This is a genomic window from Bdellovibrio sp. HCB288, assembly GCF_047305935.1.
Lineage (GTDB): Bacteria > Bdellovibrionota > Bdellovibrionia > Bdellovibrionales > Bdellovibrionaceae > Bdellovibrio.
In genome coordinates this window covers 1,465,656-1,481,379 of the sequence record NZ_CP178619.1, presented here as the reverse complement: position 1 = coordinate 1,481,379, position 15,724 = coordinate 1,465,656, and the positions used below count along the sequence as shown (strand labels likewise).

At 45.0% G+C, this 15,724-nt stretch carries 15 protein-coding genes; 8 read left to right on the top strand and 7 right to left on the bottom strand.

What is annotated here, in order from left to right; translation table 11 throughout:
* Window positions 1-120: 120 nt before the first annotated feature.
* A complete protein-coding gene (trxA, locus tag ACLVWR_RS07160; protein WP_413583146.1) occupies window positions 121-465 on the bottom strand; it encodes a thioredoxin in 345 nt (114 codons plus the stop codon).
* An 84-nt stretch (window positions 466-549) separates the two neighbouring features.
* On the opposite strand from trxA, the gene ACLVWR_RS07155 reads away from it, so the two are divergent.
* From ACLVWR_RS07155 to ACLVWR_RS07140, 4 genes are all read left to right on the top strand, one after another.
* Window positions 550-1,026, top strand: coding sequence for a DUF3015 family protein (locus tag ACLVWR_RS07155; protein WP_413583145.1), 477 nt, complete (start codon window positions 550-552; stop codon window positions 1,024-1,026).
* The gene (locus ACLVWR_RS07150) at window positions 1,016-2,836 is read left to right on the top strand and encodes a DUF4105 domain-containing protein (protein WP_413583144.1); all 1,821 of its coding nucleotides are present in this window, start codon (window positions 1,016-1,018) and stop codon (window positions 2,834-2,836) included. The genes ACLVWR_RS07155 and ACLVWR_RS07150 overlap by 11 nt, the downstream gene beginning before the upstream one ends.
* Window positions 2,837-2,976: 140 nt before the next feature.
* The gene (locus ACLVWR_RS07145; protein ID WP_413583143.1) at window positions 2,977-5,841 is read left to right on the top strand and encodes a hypothetical protein; all 2,865 of its coding nucleotides are present in this window, start codon (window positions 2,977-2,979) and stop codon (window positions 5,839-5,841) included.
* 185 nt (window positions 5,842-6,026) lie between these two features.
* Window positions 6,027-6,686 (top strand): hypothetical protein, encoded by a 660-nt coding sequence (locus tag ACLVWR_RS07140; protein ID WP_413583142.1) that lies wholly within the window; start codon window positions 6,027-6,029, stop codon window positions 6,684-6,686.
* A gap of 59 nt (window positions 6,687-6,745) precedes the next feature.
* Here the strand turns inward: ACLVWR_RS07140 and ACLVWR_RS07135 are convergent, their stop codons facing one another.
* Both ACLVWR_RS07135 and ACLVWR_RS07130 read right to left on the bottom strand, forming a co-directional pair.
* On the bottom strand, window positions 6,746-7,495 hold the full coding sequence (locus tag ACLVWR_RS07135) for an OmpA family protein (RefSeq protein ID WP_340598319.1): 750 nt from the start codon (window positions 7,493-7,495) through the stop codon (window positions 6,746-6,748).
* Window positions 7,479-8,270 (bottom strand): flagellar motor protein, encoded by a 792-nt coding sequence (locus ACLVWR_RS07130; RefSeq protein WP_413583141.1) that lies wholly within the window; start codon window positions 8,268-8,270, stop codon window positions 7,479-7,481. The genes ACLVWR_RS07135 and ACLVWR_RS07130 overlap by 17 nt, the downstream gene beginning before the upstream one ends.
* Window positions 8,271-8,329: 59 nt before the next feature.
* On the opposite strand from ACLVWR_RS07130, the gene ACLVWR_RS07125 reads away from it, so the two are divergent.
* The 4 genes from ACLVWR_RS07125 (at window position 8,330) to ACLVWR_RS07110 (ending at window position 11,035) form a co-directional block, all read left to right on the top strand.
* Window positions 8,330-8,920, top strand: a complete 591-nt coding sequence (locus ACLVWR_RS07125; RefSeq protein ID WP_413583140.1) for a phosphatase PAP2 family protein — start codon at window positions 8,330-8,332, stop codon at window positions 8,918-8,920.
* Window positions 8,917-9,903 (top strand): SDR family oxidoreductase, encoded by a 987-nt coding sequence (locus tag ACLVWR_RS07120; protein WP_413583139.1) that lies wholly within the window; start codon window positions 8,917-8,919, stop codon window positions 9,901-9,903. Before ACLVWR_RS07125 ends, ACLVWR_RS07120 begins: the two co-directional genes overlap by 4 nt.
* A 1-nt stretch (window position 9,904) precedes the next feature.
* Window positions 9,905-10,789, top strand: coding sequence for a monofunctional biosynthetic peptidoglycan transglycosylase (gene mtgA, locus ACLVWR_RS07115; protein ID WP_413583138.1), 885 nt, complete (start codon window positions 9,905-9,907; stop codon window positions 10,787-10,789).
* 75 nt (window positions 10,790-10,864) lie between these two features.
* A complete protein-coding gene (locus ACLVWR_RS07110) occupies window positions 10,865-11,035 on the top strand; it encodes a protein-glutamine glutaminase family protein (RefSeq protein WP_413583137.1) in 171 nt (56 codons plus the stop codon).
* An 8-nt stretch (window positions 11,036-11,043) separates the two neighbouring features.
* Here the strand turns inward: ACLVWR_RS07110 and ACLVWR_RS07105 are convergent, their stop codons facing one another.
* The 4 genes from ACLVWR_RS07105 to dusB all read right to left on the bottom strand — a co-directional run bounded on the left by ACLVWR_RS07105 (window position 11,044) and on the right by dusB (window position 15,665).
* Complete coding sequence (locus ACLVWR_RS07105) at window positions 11,044-11,832, bottom strand: ABC transporter permease (RefSeq protein WP_413583136.1); 789 nt, start codon at window positions 11,830-11,832, stop codon at window positions 11,044-11,046.
* On the bottom strand, window positions 11,832-12,758 hold the full coding sequence (locus tag ACLVWR_RS07100; RefSeq protein WP_413576544.1) for an ABC transporter ATP-binding protein: 927 nt from the start codon (window positions 12,756-12,758) through the stop codon (window positions 11,832-11,834). Before ACLVWR_RS07100 ends, ACLVWR_RS07105 begins: the two co-directional genes overlap by 1 nt.
* Entirely contained in the window at window positions 12,758-14,572 is a 1,815-nt protein-coding gene (gene typA, locus ACLVWR_RS07095) for a translational GTPase TypA (protein ID WP_340598312.1), read from the bottom strand. The genes ACLVWR_RS07100 and typA overlap by 1 nt, the downstream gene beginning before the upstream one ends.
* Before the next feature lie 79 nt (window positions 14,573-14,651).
* A complete protein-coding gene (gene dusB / locus ACLVWR_RS07090; protein WP_413583135.1) occupies window positions 14,652-15,665 on the bottom strand; it encodes a tRNA dihydrouridine synthase DusB in 1,014 nt (337 codons plus the stop codon).
* Window positions 15,666-15,724: the final 59 nt, after the last annotated feature.

Genomic DNA, 15,724 nt, shown 5'->3' with positions numbered 1-15,724 from the left:
GACATCGTAGATGCCCGAGCTCTTTGTTGAATTTTTAATTGTGGAAAAACTGTGTAAAAAGCCGAATTTGTCTATGATCTGACTTCGTGACAATTAACGGAGTTCATTCGCGTGTCGAAACTATTCTTTTTCAACCTGAGACATGTCGATTTCTTTAGCGCGATTAACAATTTGCTCAAGGATTTCTTCATTCACGGCACCCGGTTGAACAAAAATAATCGCTTGTTCTTTAATAACTGCCAACGTCGGAATTGAACGCACTTCAAAACTTGCGGCAATTTCGGGTTCCTCATCAGTATTGATTTTCAAAAATTTCACATCAGGATGCTTTGCTGCGACCGCATCGAAAATCGGCGCAAAACGTTTACAAGGACCACACCATACAGCCCAGAAGTCTATGATTACTATCTGGTTTTCCTGAACAAGTTGTTGGAAATTCTGTTTGTTTGCTTCAACCACTGACATACGCCCCCCCTTGACCTTGAATACTTTGAGTTTGAAGGAGAACCCGTAATGAGTCAGCATAATTGTAAACAATAGGAGGTTACGTTGAAAAAGGTATTATTTACGGTGCTATTCTTGTTCTCTGCAAGTGCATTTGCCGGCGATTCAGGTTGCGGTTTGGGCTCTATCATCATTTCCAAAAACTCCAAAGGCCTGCAATTATTGTCAATGACAACGAACAGCTTCTTCTTCACTCAACCTTTGGGTATCACTTCCGGTACATCTGGTTGTTCTTCCCGCGGAATTGTTATGAACGATAAAGAAGTTCAGTACTTCGTTGAAGTGAATCAAAAAGAACTTTCCCGTGAGATGGCACAAGGTCACGGTCAACTTCTGGCGACTTTGGCTAACATGAAGGGCTGCACTGATACACAAGCTCTTATGGCCTTCGGTGCATTCACACAAAATTCTTATACTAATATCATCCCTAACGCGAACACATCACCATCTGAAGTTGTTCAAAACCTGAACAAAGAACTTGCTGGTCAGAAAGAGCTGCAATCAGTTTGTCATGGTTCTTAATTGTTTAATATTGTTTCTATTTTTGATGGCCCCACAGTACTCGTGGGGCTTTTCATTACAGACGACCGAATCCTACAAGCAACAGGCACTTGAAAAAAATCTGGATACATCTGCAGGATGGTTGAAGCTTGGGCACTATCGAAAGTCCTTAACTGGAAAGTTTCAATCCCCCATTCGTGGCAACTATTTTATTTCAGCCAATGGCGCAAACAATCCCCGCGCTGAGCTTATCGCCACCATAGATCTTTTATTTTCATCAGGCACATCCAATCAACAATGCCGCTACCTTGCGCGCACGTCCTGGCTAAAAAGAAGTTTAAATATCTCCCCACAGCATCTGGAAGCCTGTCCCGACAAAGTCGCTTGGAAAAAACAACTGGGAGCTACCGAAGCCTATATGATCTTTGCTGCTTCGGACCTATCCAGCGCCCCTTCAAGCTTTGGCCACACATTTCTAAGACTTCATAACCCAAAGAACAAAGGTCATCTGGATCTTTTGGACTACGGCCTTAACTACGCCGCGATCACTGGTAACGATAGTGGCGCTCTTTATGCATTAAAAGGAATTTTTGGATACTATCCCGGCACCTACTCCATGCTTCCGTATCATCAAAAGATTCAGGAATATTCAAATCTGGAAGGAAGAGACCTTTGGGAGTACAAGCTGAACCTTACACCTGAACAGGTGGAATTCATGATCGACCACCTGTTGGAACTTGAAGGCGCATATGCTCCCTACTATTTCGCCGACGAAAACTGCTCTTCTCAGATGTTGGAACTTATCGAATCTGCCGCACCGGAGAGCAACATCACCGGTCAACTTCATCACTTTGTCATTCCGTTGGATTCCCTGAAAGTATTGGCCCGAGCGGGAATGCTGGTGGATGAAAAGCTTCGCACCTCTCTGCAAACAGAGTGGCGAACTCGCTATGCGGATTTGGACTTTACCCAACGAACGGCCCTGCATTCGGTTTTAGTAAATAAGACCGACGAAACTGACGAGTATCAAGGGCTGACCAAAAAAGACAAAGCTCAAACGCTTGAAGCAGCTCTTAGCTATTTATCGATTCGCGAATATCGCGATAAAAAGGAATACGGGGATGAAAAATACCGTCTTTCGGTAGCCAGGGCAAAACTTGGAGCGATCACTGAACCTGTTATCGTTTCTCCACCGAAATCCCCTCTATTAAGCCCGCCTACAGCGGCCTTTTATCTGGGTTATGGTCAGCTTGAACAGCAGGACTATTACCAATTCAAAGCCCACAGGGGATTTCATGATTTGCTTTCAGACGATAGTGGGCTTGCACCATTTTCGCAGCTTGATTTCTTTTCTGTGGATATTCGCTACATGCCAACCCGCCAGAATTGGGATCTATATGAATTCGTTTTGCTAAGTATGCTGGCAACGTCGCCTTGGACCCAGCTTGAAAAACCTCACTCATGGTTTATTGATATTGGTACTCAGCCCAAGTTTGTCCCTTACGTCACTGGTGGCTGGGGGGCCAGCTTCGATTTACCAATCATGAAGGCAACACGCTGGTCTTTATTTGCTGTTTCAAAGAATACCGACCTCACCGAGATCGCGCATCCCTACCTAGGGGGAAGATCCATGTTCATGATGAAGTGGGTTGATTCCTTCAGAACACTATTTCAAAGCGAATATCTGTATTCAACCTCTGAAGGACGCTTCCTCTGGAATCACTATCTGGCTGGATCCTTTTCGCACGGACAAGTTGAGTTTCGCGCAGAGGTGGAGCGCAAAGATCAGGAAGATCGCTGGGGGTTTTCCATCGTGCTTCCAACTCCTTGATTGTCATTATATTTGACACCCCCGTGACCGAAAGAAGCCTCGTCTCACTTTGAAACGCCCTAGCTCCTTTGTATTGCTTATGACAGGTCCATGACTTGCTTATCTATTCAATAAGGCAATGTGCCTTTTGAGGAGATGCTATGTTCAAGGTTTCTTTGACATATAAAAGAATGATCAGCTTCACAACCGCTTTGGTGGTTGGCTTTTCTTCATTATCTCCGGCACTTGCAGCCTCCGTGACAAAGTCTGAAGACAAACGCGCAAAACAAGATGCGGCCATCATGGAAAGCGCTGGCTATAGAGTCCAAGTGGACTATGCAAACAAAATCACTCGAGTTTTTGACAAGAAATCCAATATCCCAGTTATGGAAATCCCATTCGCTGACGAGCAAAACCTGCGCAAGTATTCTCCAAAGAATATGGAGCGTCGTCTTCTGAATGATCTGGGCAAGGCATGGACCGGCAATAAGGCCGCGTTTTCCCATTCTTTGCATAATCTTGCCCCTGAGTCCGTGATGTTCTTCATGTCCATGGGAATGGTCATCGCAGGGCAATTGGTATTTAACTATTCCATGAATCCAGTGGCCGCTGATCAACACGTGACACATTCATTTTCTCCGATGGGTATCATTGGATTTCAGCTATTCATGTACTCTCAAGGTGCAGCTTCAAACATACTTTCGATGTACATGAAAAATCCAAAGTATCATGCTTTCATTCCCTACCTGGGAATGACTGTGGGTGCGACGGTTCAAGGTATCGCATCACAAATCGTTGCGGATCCTAACGTAAAAGCTTGTGCTAAAACTTGGATGGGCAAGAAGGTTACTGAAGCTGATATTCAAAGTGGCGCGGATGCAGAGCCTTGCGAAAAGGCTTATGAGCACTTGGTAATTCACAAGAAAATCTGGGAGATGGCTCCGAACATCACTTCTATGTTGATTTCATCTGCTGTAGCAGCCGGTCTTGAAAAAGGAATCGTAGCGGGTCTTAACGCTCAAAAAGCAAACATCATTCGCATGACTGGCGTGGATATCGTGACATGGCTGATGCCGGGCACAACGCAAGTAAAAGGTCTGCGCTTCTTGCTAACCAAAGGTTTGAAGCTTTCCGCATTCGTAGCTTTGGACCAGCTATTCATGCGCTCTGTGACTTATGCCTGGAGAAATATCGTCGATGCTCCGGCACTCTACACTGCCACGGAAAATATTGAAAAAGAAATGAATGCTCAAAAACCACATTGGATGAATAGTTACGAGCACCCACTTCAATTCAGATTGAAAGACTTCCGTGAAAAAATGGCGGCATGGCGCATGGCTAACCTTGCTGACGTCCATGAAGCAAGTCAAAACTGGCAAAGCGCTCTTATGCAGCTGACTCAAGGATATAAGTCGGCAGAAAACTTCTATGGTGACTTCGTTGAACAAGCCCGTCAAAACCGCTTTGATCGCAGCCAACCAGCCGACATCACCTTGCTTTCACCGCTCTACGGAGTAAAAGCTGACGGCATGAAGACTGGCCCGGATGATACTTATCACACAGATCCAAAGTTTATCGAGCAACGTCAAAAGTACACTCTTCATGATGCTGCCGCTGCTGCTTCCATGCTTTTGAACTCTCCAGAATTTAAAAAGCTAACACCTGCGCAGCAAAAGAACTTCACGGCGATCGTGAATGGTCTGGGACTTAAAGAACCAACTAAGGTGGTTTCCGTATTCAACTTGTTGAACCAGGAACTTCGTCCTTTGGTTGTGAAGCAGAATTCAGGAGCAGACGCGATTTACTTGAAATTGCTAAATCAAGTTCAAAGCATGATTGGAAATCCAAATCCCCAAATGGATACTGGTGCAGCATGGGCTAAGACCTATGTAACAAGTCCTGCTTCATACGAAAAAGTCAGCAACACCAATTACTACCGCCGTGTTGGAATCTTCGCGACTCCACAAATTACGGACTACCTAATCATGCAAATGGTTTGCGGTCCGGACGTCGAAAAGGGTCAGAAAACTGTGCGCGACACAACAGGATTCCCTTCGGTATTCCTGTCGCCAACAATTGCGAACCCAGCTGACAACTTCCAGGAGTGCAACCCTTCCTATACTCAAAAGTTCAAAGCTGTCGTCCCTCAAGCATATTCCTGGGGCGTTAACGCAAGTCAAGGCAGCTATAAAGGTGTTGTGAACTACCTTTTGGCAGAAATCCGCCCTTCAGTTCTGGGTACCGCTACCAAGCCAGCTTTCGAGACCTGGTGGAAAGACAACACCTACAGCCAAATGAAGTCTGCCTTCGACAAGTACACGGTCGAGTACGACAAAATTGTCGTGAACCTGATTCGCAGTCTGTATAAGCCAGGCAAAATCCTGATAAATGCGGGCCCTGCCTACAACGGTGCTATGAATGCGATCTTCCAAGAGGAGAGAGTATACCTTTCGATCCTGAACGACATCATGAACTCAAAGACTGCATACAAGTTGGATTTCGAAAACATCATGAATCAGAATCCAACCGATCCGTTGCTTAAAGAAATTGAAAGTGAATTCGCGACCATGAATCGCCTGATTAAGAAAATTAAAATTGTTAACAAAGACGGACGCGAAAGAATTGAATCCACATTGGAAAATTCTGAACTGGAAGCTCAGGAGCAGAAGATTCAAGCTGTATTGGTCAAAGTAGCCAAAACTTTGGGTGCTAACGCTGAAAAAATGCAGCCGAAACCAACTGATGATCCATTCGCAGCCCTTGTGCAGGAAGAGTCAGAAAATCAAGAGCCGGAAGTCACTCAAAAGTACAATCTGACCAAGGCACAAATCAACGTAGTGACGACAGTGCTTGAATCACTTCAAGGTCTTGCATCAGAGATGAAGTCCTACGGCTCCATCGCCAATGCAGTGAGCTGGGATAAAATTAATAACCTTGCGGAAGTGGATGTTATGACCAAGAAGTTCAACAACTTGGTTCAAAAGCAACTGGCGGAAACCCGTGCACTGGGATTGGGTGCAAAATAGGAAATGTATCAAAATGATACGCCTTCCGGCGTTAGGTATGGAACGCGGAAAAGGTCACTGATTTCGAATGTTAAACAGGGTACACAAGCCAGATCGAATATAGGTGACCTGATAGTGGTAAGGGTTTTGCTTAGTATTGAAGTATAGATTTAAACGTTTTCAGATTTCTAGAAGAGGAGTTTTCAATGAAAAAGGCATTTATTATCGGTATGGCAATCTCTTTCTCTGCAACTGCTTTCGCAGCACCAGGGAAAATGACCACCCCAGAAAGATTGGCTAAGTTTGATAAAACATCTCAAGAGTATTTCTTGGATTCAAACGGCAACCTTAAAAATGCTTCCGGCAAAAATGCAGAAAAAAGATATCTAGAGCAGGCTGTTCGTGATCTTGCTCCAGGTAAAGAAAGCAAAGTCGTTGAAAACGCTTTGACGGATAAAGAAGTTCTTAAAAATCTTGTATCCATCACTTCTGTTAAGAAAGCCGCGGATAAAATTGAAGACCGCGCAGAAGCCAAGGAACTGACAGATGGCGCAGAAGGCCTGGCATCCATGATCGGCGATATGCATCTTGCTGGCAAAGTTCCCTCTCGTGAAAACACAAAAGAACAAACTGAAGTTGCTGTTGCCGCTTATAACAAAATGATCCGTCTAGGCACACAAATCCTGACTTCATTTAAAGGTGCAGAGCGCACTTCTTACGTAAAAGTTGTAACAGCTTTCAATGCTCGCAAGGGCAATGGCAAAACAGCTGACGAGAACTTGATCGACGCAGTTATGGAAACACAAAAAGTTTCTAAAGAAAAAGCGATCGAGATTCTTAAAAAACTTAAAGACTGTGTAGCTTAGTCCCAAAATCCTCTTGAAAACACCAAAGCCGAGATTAAACATCTCGGCTTTTTTTATGTCTAGATTCCAACCTTCTTATTATCAGTAACAATCAGAATCTCAATACGTCTGTTCATGGATTTGTGCTCTTCAGTATCATTGGGCACGATCGGCTTTTGATCGCCATAAGAGATCGCCACAAATCGTTTGGGATTCAATTGGTGATACTTAACAAAGTAACGGACAACCGCTGAAGCCCGGTCACCGGCAAGCTCCCAGTTACTGGGATACTGCGGATCCGCGATAGGCGTGTCGTCGGTATGGCCTTCGATAATGATTCGTTTATCGTTCGCTGCCAAAATCTCCGCAACTTTATCCAATGCCGGCAACGACGACAGACGCAGCTTCGCTGATCCCGGCGTAAAGAAGCTGGAGGCAGTCAGGGAAACACGAACACCGACGGAATCATGATAGATATCCTGAATGTCTTTTTTCTGGTCTTCTTTGCTCATGGCTTTGCCAAGTGCACGCTCGACATAGTCAGCGGCTTCAGCAGGTCCGCCCTTTTTTGGAAAGTTACCAACGGGAATATCGAGTTCTGCAATTGCTGCATCAATCGTTTCACCGTTTTGATCAGTTCCACCCTTGCCCACCAAATGGAAGTTCAATTTAATTGAATCCTCGAAGTCCTTCTGCTTGGACTCATTGGCAGTTGAAGTCGCATACATAACCACGAAGAACGCAAACAAAAGAGTGATAAAGTCTGCATAAGAGACCAACCATCTTTCGTGATTTACATGTTCTTCGTGTTTTCTACGTTTTGCTGACATGAGGTAAGTACGACCTTAGCTTTTGTTCAATGACCATGTGATTGGCGCCCTTGGCGATCATTAATCCGCCCTCAAGCACCATCAACTTTTCCCGAGTCATATCTTCAACTTTTTTCTTAATCTTGTTTCCTATTGGCAAAAACAGAAGATTCGCGAAGCTCACACCATAAACGGTTGCCACGAAGGCCACAGCAATACCCGCACCCAATTTACTGGTGTCAGTCAAATTGCCCATGACATGGATCAATCCAAGAACCGCACCGATGATACCAATGGTTGGAGCAAAGCCACCGGCATCGGCCCAAACCTTAGCTCCTGCAAGTAACTCTTCCTCTTCTGTGTATATTTGCGTTTCAAATATGTCGCGAATGACTGGCTCTTCCACACCATCCACAACATTTCGCAGAACGTTCTGCAAAAGTGGATCTCCAATTTTGCTGATTCTTGGTTCCAATGAAAGGATCGATTCTTTTTTTGCAAGACGTGCGCACTCGACGATATCTTCGAGTTTACCGTGAGCCTTACTTTCTTCGGTCTTAAAAGCTTTTCTTGCCAGATTCAATCCGGTTTTCAATGCATGTTCTGAACTGGAAACCATGACAGCTCCTGCAGTACCTGCAAAGACAATAAGAAACGCAGTAAACTGCATTAGGGAACTTATGTGTCCACCTTCGATAAAGTTACCGAATATGATTCCACCAAAACCAATAACGAGCCCTAGGATTGTAGCTATGTCCATAGGCATAATAATGCCATAGCGAGTTGAACGAGGCACTCTGGCCCTCCGAAGACCTAGACTTTCTGCGAGCAAGAAACTAAGTTAATATCCCTATCATGCTCGATTTTATTTTGAACCTCGATAAACGTCTTTTTACGCTGATCAATTCTGAATGGACTGCTCCTTGGGCAGATGTATTTTTCCCATTCATCACAGACCTTCATAAGAAAGACCCAGTTAAGATCGTCTGCATTCCTTTGATCATTGCCCTGTTTATTTGGCGTCGTGGCTGGAAAAAAGGCTGCACCATTTTTATCATGGCGGTTTTGAGTGTTTCGTTATCCGATGGTGTCGGAAACTGGGGCTTTAAAAAAACTGTTCAACGCCCGAGGCCAGCCAACACCGAAAATCTTACAGTTAACGTAAGGGCTCCGTTTGGCGGCTATAGTTTCGTTTCCAATCATGCGACAAATATTTTTAACTTCGCAACATTCGTATCAGTAATCTTTCCGGTGGCAATGGCGCCAATGATGACCCTGGCACTTTTAGTTTCCTATAGCCGCGTCTACAATGGAGTTCACTTCCCCACTGATATTCTGGCCGGCGCCATGCTGGGTATAATTACCGGCATCATCATGGCGAGACTTTGCCAAAGATTTATTGCCAGATTCGATGAAGACAAAGACAATGAGGCACAGACCGTATGAAAGTTCTAGTAACAGGTGCAAATGGATTCCTGGGTAGCTGGCTGACAAGAGCTTTGGTCGACGAGGGACACGAAGTCTTTGCACTTGTCAGACCTAAGAGTGATATCTCGGAACTGAATGGAATCAAATGTCAGTATCGCCACGGTGACGTGACTGACATCGTTTCTCTCCTGGAAGCCTTCGAAGGCATTGATACCGTTTTCCATCTGGCCGGAGTGGTTGCCTACAAGGCAGCAGATCGCCCTCTCATGGAAAGAGTGAATGTTCAAGGCACCGCAAACGTCATCGAGGTTTGCAAAGAAAAGAAAATTCGTCGTCTCGTTCATTTGTCCTCTGTAGTCGCAGTGGGCGGAGGTCGCACTCCCAACGAAATCCTGAATGAAAATTCACCTTTCAACATTCATGATCTGAACTTAGGGTACTTTGAAACCAAACACGATGCAGAAGTTCTGGTTAAGAAGGCCTGTGATAAAGGCGAAATCGATGCCGTTATCCTGAATCCTGCAACCATCTATGGCCGCGGCGATGCAAAAAAAGGCAGTCGCAAAATGATGTTAAAGGTCGCTCAGGGAAAACTTAAATTTTACACTTCAGGCGGCGTGAACGTCGTGGCAGTTGAAGATGTTATTCAGGGAATTATCAGTGCCTGGAAGACTGGTAAAACTGGCGAACGCTACATCCTTTCAGGTGAAAATATTCTGATTAAAGATCTATTCGGCATGATCGCAAAAGAAGCCGGCGTAAAACCTCCAACCAAACAACTGCCAGACGGTTTACTGCACGTGGTGGGGACGATTGGCGACTTTATGGAAAAGATCGGACTTAAAGGCCCTCTTAGCAAAGAAAACGCGTACACTGCGACGATGTATCATTGGTTTGATTCATCAAAAGCCCAAAGAGAGCTTGGCTTCAAGCCTCGTCCGGCCAGACAAGCCATTCACAACAGTATCGAGTGGGTTAAAGAACAAGGAATGCTAAAATAGTATGAAGGCTGCAGGACTTTTTGCCGCGATCATCGTCGCCCTCATGATTACCACTGCCGCGATCATCTGGTCATGGCTGCCAAGTGCAAGTGAAATCAAAGGTTGCATGGTTACCACAATGTACAAAGTGGACTTGTGCCCGACTTCAAAGAACTATGTTCCTTTAAAGCAAATCAGTCCCTATCTGCAGCGTACTATCATCATGACTGAAGATGGCAACTTCTATAAGCACCACGGGTTTGAGTGGGGCATTATTGAAAAAAACTTCCGCCAAGGATGGGAAACCGGCGTCTATAAGCGCGGTGGATCCACAATCACTCAGCAGCTGGCAAAGAATATGTTCCTGAACGCGGACCGCACGTTCTTCCGCAAAGGTTTAGAAGCGATCATCACCGACCGCATTGAAAAGACTCTTACCAAAAAAGAAATTCTTGAGAAGTATCTGAACATCGTGGAATTCGGAAAAAACATCTACGGTGTAAAACAAGCAGCTCAGTTTTATTTCAAAAAGCCCGCTGCAAATCTGGATGTCGTTGAGAGCGCCTTCCTTGCGATGGTGCTACCAAGCCCCATCAAGTATTCCCATTCCTATCACAAGAAAGAACTTACCCAATTCGCCCGCAAGCGTATGAGCCAAATCGTGCAAAACATGTATCAGTTCCATAGCATTGACCAGGCGGAGTACGAAGTTGCCCTGGAACGAATTCAGACCTTCTTAAGTCCTGCTCCCCCACCGATGGATCATATCCCTGGTTTGAACGAGATGTCTGTTGAGCAGGTAGATTCGATGAGCAGTGATGAAATCGAACGTTTGGAGCAGGAAATTCGCGAAGGAACTTCCGGCGACAGCTCCGAACTTGACATGACTCCGGACGAAGCTCTGTAAATAAATTTTCAATTTATTCCGAATAGTTAGCCCTTCGACTATCCAATTGATGGTTGTTTTGCACGCGCGACTGCAATGTCACAGATCGCCGAGTCAGATAATATTCAAATGGGTAAAGTTTGGGTTGAGGGAATGTTACGTGCCAAAGCCAAAACAAAAAGTATCGCCGACATTGAGTGGGGTTATCATGTCACAATTAAGTATGACATCTCGACGCGTGATATTTTGAAAATGGAAGCCCGGTAACAAACTTACTATTTGAGTAGTTTGTTGCGGATACGGTGGAACGAAACGTTCATGCAGATCCAGGTCAGTAACGCCAGGATTACGATGTGAATAGCAATTATCGTCAGATTTCCCTGGTGTAAAATCCCACGCACTGCCGCCACACCGTGAGTTAGCGGAAACAAATAGGCCAGATAGCGCATACCTGTCGGCAATTGCTCCAAAGGAAAATAGGTTCCACTTAGCAGGCTCATTGGTACTATCAGGCCGGAAGTGGAATAAATGAATGAATCATAGTTTCTGGCAATCGAAGTGAAGATCATACCGATACAAGAGAACAACGCCGAGATAAGAAGCAATACCGGCAAAGCCAAAAGAATTCGATAAGAATCAATCAAACCAAAAAACACAGCCACGACAGTCACGCCGGTCACGCCAAAGAAACCTTTGGTTGCAGCCCACATCAACTCACCAGCAACGATTTCCTCTGGCCCAACCCGAGTCAGCATAATAGTCGCGTAAGTTTTTTGATGAGTCAGCTTGGTGTAGTTTCCATAAGTACCTTCAAAGAAAGATACCATCATCGCAGTCGTACACAGTAACGCCGGGAAGAAATACTCGATATACGACATTCCTTCCATGTTGTTTACGAACGAACCCAAACCAAACCCGATGGCACCCAGATAGATAACCGGCTCCAGAACAATCCAGAATAAGGAAACCATCATGGTCTTTTTAAAGTACAAGAAATTACGCTGCCATACTTTCAGGGCACCGTCGTTGAACTTAGGTACTGAAAACAGCTGTTTGATTTTCATTATTCGTCCCTCAATTGATGTCCTGCCAATTTCAGGAATACATCGTTCAAGGTGGGCTTACGAATAAATATTTTGTCTGAGGCGATCAGATCCACAACACGGCGGCCTTCCTGATTTTCTTTCACCAGAACGGACACGGTGTCTTTGATAACCTGATACGCAAATCCTTCAGCGCGCAAACGCCCAAGGTAATAGTTCAAATCCACCGGATTAGTGTCGAACTCAACAACTTCCTTGCCGATCAGATCACGAATCAGGTCACGCGGCTTGCCGATAGTCAGAATTTTTCCGCCATCAATGATCGCCACGCGATCACACATCTGCTCTGCCTCTTCCATATAGTGAGTCGTCAGAACCAGAGTGCTTTTTTCAGATTTCAAATGTTTGAAGAAGTCCCAGATCCAGATACGAGCCTGGGGATCCAAGCCGGTAGTCGGCTCATCCAGGAAAATAACTTCAGGAGAATTAATCAGCCCACGGGCGATCGCCAGACGGCGCTTCATACCACCGCTTAACGTCTCCACGGAGCGATCCTGGTATTCTTCCAACTTCATTAAACGAAGTAGTGCCTGTGCACGTAACTCGGCCTCAGCGGGCTGAATATTGTGATAACTGGCATAGACTGAGAGATTTTCAAGAACTGTAAAGTCAGGATCGAGGCCGTCGTCCTGAGGGACGACGCCGATACGAGATTTGATTTCGCGGAAATTCTTTTTAACGTTAAGGCCGAGAACGTAGAGCTCCCCGCTGGTAACGAGGGCTGAGCAATACATCATCTTCATCGTTGTTGTTTTGCCAGCCCCATTTGGACCTAATAGTCCGAAACATTCGCCTTTGTAGATTTCCAGATCTATTCCATCGACAGCGACGCGATCGTCGTATTTTTTGGTTAGGTCTTTTATCTCAATGGCGACTTTCGAATCCATTATTCCTTCGCTGCTCTTGCACGTTTGTTTGGATCAGTTTCGCGGCAACGAAGACGGATGTTCTTCGGTGTCACTTCGATCAATTCAGAGTCTTTGATCCATTCCATTGCTTTTTCCAACGTCATTGGACGTACTGGAACCAGACGGATAGCTTCATCAGAACCCGAAGCACGTACGTTTGACAATTTCTTCTCGCGAGTGATGTTTACTTCTAGATCATTGTCCTTAGCATGCTCACCTACGATCATGCCTTCGTACACATCTTGACCGTGAGTTACGTACATAATACCGCGCTCTTGAAGATTCCAGATCGCGAATGCAGTAGCTTGGCCTTTACGGTCAGAAATCATCGCACCATTCATACGGTGTTCGATTTCACCTTTGTAAGCTTCCCAACCATTGAATTGAGTATTCAAAAGACCTGTACCACGAGTGTCAGTCAAGAACTCAGAACGGTAACCGATCAAACCACGTGATGGGATCAAGAACTCAAGACGAGTACGTCCTGAACCTTTTTGAACCATGTTTTGCATCACACCTTTACGTTTACCAAGTTTTTCAGTAACCGCACCAACGAAGGAGTCTTCGATATCGATAACCGCGATCTCCATTGGTTCCATTCTTTGACCGTTTTCTTCTTTAAAGACAACTGTCGGTTTGGAAACCAGAAGTTCGAAGTTTTCACGGCGCATTTGCTCGATCAATACACCCAATTGCAACTCACCACGACCAACTACTTTGAAAGCGTCAGTGTTCGCAGTTTTTTCAACGCGAATCGCAACGTTGTACAACAATTCTCTCTCAAGACGCTCAAGGATCTTACGGGAAGTAACGTTCTTACCTTCCATACCCGCGAACGGTCCGTTATTTACCGAGAATACCATTCCCACCGTCGGCTCATCCACGCGAATACGCGGAAGTGGACGAGGATCCAAAGCTGAAGTGATAGTGTCACCGATAGTAAAGTCTTCCATACCCGCGATAACAACGATGTCACCAGCGCCAACTTCTTGAGCTGGAACTTGCGAGTTCACTTTGTACTGATACAAAGCAGAGACTTTAACTTTCTTCTGACCTTTTTCCTGAACGCAAACAACCTCGTCACCAACTTTGATTGTACCTGCACGCATACGACCGATCGCCAAACGACCTACGTAATCATTGTAAGAGATGTTGGAAACCATAACTTGCAATGGAGCTTCTTCGTCAATTTTTGGAGGAGGAACCAGGTTTACGATAGCATCGTAAAGAACTTCCAATGTACCAGTGTTAACCGCTGGATCCAAAGTCGCCATACCTTCACGCGCGATAGCGTAAACAGTGTGGAAATCACATTGTTCTTCAGTCGCTTCAAGGTCGATGAACAAATCGAAAAGTTCATTGTGAACTTCCTGGATACGAGCATCTGAACGATCGATCTTGTTGATACAAACGATAACTTTAAGATTTTGCTCAAGAGCTTTTTTCAATACGAAACGTGTTTGCGGAAGTGGACCTTCAGAAGCGTCGCAAAGAAGGATACAACCATCAACCATGTTCAGGATACGCTCAACTTCACCACCGAAGTCACTATGTCCCGGAGTATCCACGATGTTAACTTTGATATCTTTGTAAACGAAAGACGCATTCTTAGCGGCGATAGTGATACCACGTTCTCTTTCAAGATCCATGGAGTCCATCAAGCGATCATCAACGTGCTCATTGTCACGGAATGTACCGGCTTGTTTAATCAAATGGTCAACCAAGGTTGTTTTACCGTGGTCGACGTGCGCGATGATCGCGATATTTCTAATCTTCTTTGGATCTTGAATCATATTTAACCCTTCATTAAATTGAAACTTGTAAACTAAAACAAAAACTTTAAAAACTCATTACAGGATTCGGTCAGGACAACTAACCGTGTCCGCCCATCAAGAATTCGTCTTTCGACTGATCTTCTTGCTCAACATTGCCTACGCTAGCGAAAAATTCGTTAGCAAGGTCCATGATCTCTTCATTGCTTTTGGATTGAAAAAGATTCTTCCTGAATTGTGCTGCTCCAGGATACCCTGTTGAGAACCAAGCTGCAAACTTTCTCAATTGAATCCCTGTGATGTGTTCATCACAATGCGCAACAAGCTCAGTTTTCAGACTGTTAAACAGGCTCACATAGTCTCTTTGTACCGTTTTTACCGGCTCGCCACGCCACAAGGACAGTGCATCCATGAAAATAAACGGATTTTTAAGGCAACCACGACCAATCATGACCCCATCGCAGCCGGACTGCTCAAGTCTCAAAACCGCCTGTTTGGGTGTGAGAATGTCTCCGTTTCCAAGAATTGGAAGCTTTGCCTTGGACTTGACGTCAGTAATAAAATCCCAGTCCGCAAATCCTGTATAACTTTGCGCACGAGTGCGGCCATGGATAGCAACCCATTCGATGCCCTCGTTGTAAGCGATGTTGCAAATCTCCAAAGCGTTTCTGGTATTGGAATCCCAGCCCGTTCTGATTTTGATAGTCACAGGAACTTTAACTGCTCCCTTAACTGCCGCAAGAACCTTCTGCATTTGCACAGGGTCTTTCATCATCGCTGAGCCGGCGCCTTTTTTTACAACTTTAGGAACAGGACAACCAAAATTCAAATCTACGAAATCACAACCTTCGGCTTCAGCCACTGCAGCGGCTCTTCCCAAAATTTCAGGATCTTCACCGAACAACTGAATGCCGATAGGTCGTTGAGATTCATCGAAGCTCATCAGCTTCATGGTTCTTTCAGACTTGTATTCAATACCACTTGCGCTGACCAATTCAGTCACAACCACGCTCGTATCAAGCTTTTTCATGAACGTACGGAAGGCGTGATCAGTGATCCCTGCCATAGGGGCAAGGACAAACGGATTTGTCTTTAGAGCGTGAAGTGGATTCATAAGGGATGCGGTATATCAAAATCCAACCCAAAAAGGTACAGAAAACAAGCGTTTAGACT

Coding starts and splice junctions, on each gene's coding strand:
- ACLVWR_RS07140 (WP_413583142.1), top strand. CDS start 6,027: ATGAAAAAGGCATTTATTATCGGTATGGCAATCTCTTTCTCTGCAACT.
- ACLVWR_RS07110 (WP_413583137.1), top strand. CDS start 10,865: ATGTCACAGATCGCCGAGTCAGATAATATTCAAATGGGTAAAGTTTGG.
- ACLVWR_RS07105 (WP_413583136.1), bottom strand. CDS start 11,832: ATGAAAATCAAACAGCTGTTTTCAGTACCTAAGTTCAACGACGGTGCC.
- ACLVWR_RS07100 (WP_413576544.1), bottom strand. CDS start 12,758: ATGGATTCGAAAGTCGCCATTGAGATAAAAGACCTAACCAAAAAATAC.
- ACLVWR_RS07125 (WP_413583140.1), top strand. CDS start 8,330: ATGCTCGATTTTATTTTGAACCTCGATAAACGTCTTTTTACGCTGATC.
- typA (WP_340598312.1), bottom strand. CDS start 14,572: ATGATTCAAGATCCAAAGAAGATTAGAAATATCGCGATCATCGCGCAC.
- dusB (WP_413583135.1), bottom strand. CDS start 15,665: ATGAATCCACTTCACGCTCTAAAGACAAATCCGTTTGTCCTTGCCCCT.
- ACLVWR_RS07135 (WP_340598319.1), bottom strand. CDS start 7,495: ATGTCAGCAAAACGTAGAAAACACGAAGAACATGTAAATCACGAAAGA.
- trxA (WP_413583146.1), bottom strand. CDS start 465: ATGTCAGTGGTTGAAGCAAACAAACAGAATTTCCAACAACTTGTTCAG.
- mtgA (WP_413583138.1), top strand. CDS start 9,905: ATGAAGGCTGCAGGACTTTTTGCCGCGATCATCGTCGCCCTCATGATT.
- ACLVWR_RS07145 (WP_413583143.1), top strand. CDS start 2,977: ATGTTCAAGGTTTCTTTGACATATAAAAGAATGATCAGCTTCACAACC.
- ACLVWR_RS07120 (WP_413583139.1), top strand. CDS start 8,917: ATGAAAGTTCTAGTAACAGGTGCAAATGGATTCCTGGGTAGCTGGCTG.
- ACLVWR_RS07150 (WP_413583144.1), top strand. CDS start 1,016: ATGGTTCTTAATTGTTTAATATTGTTTCTATTTTTGATGGCCCCACAG.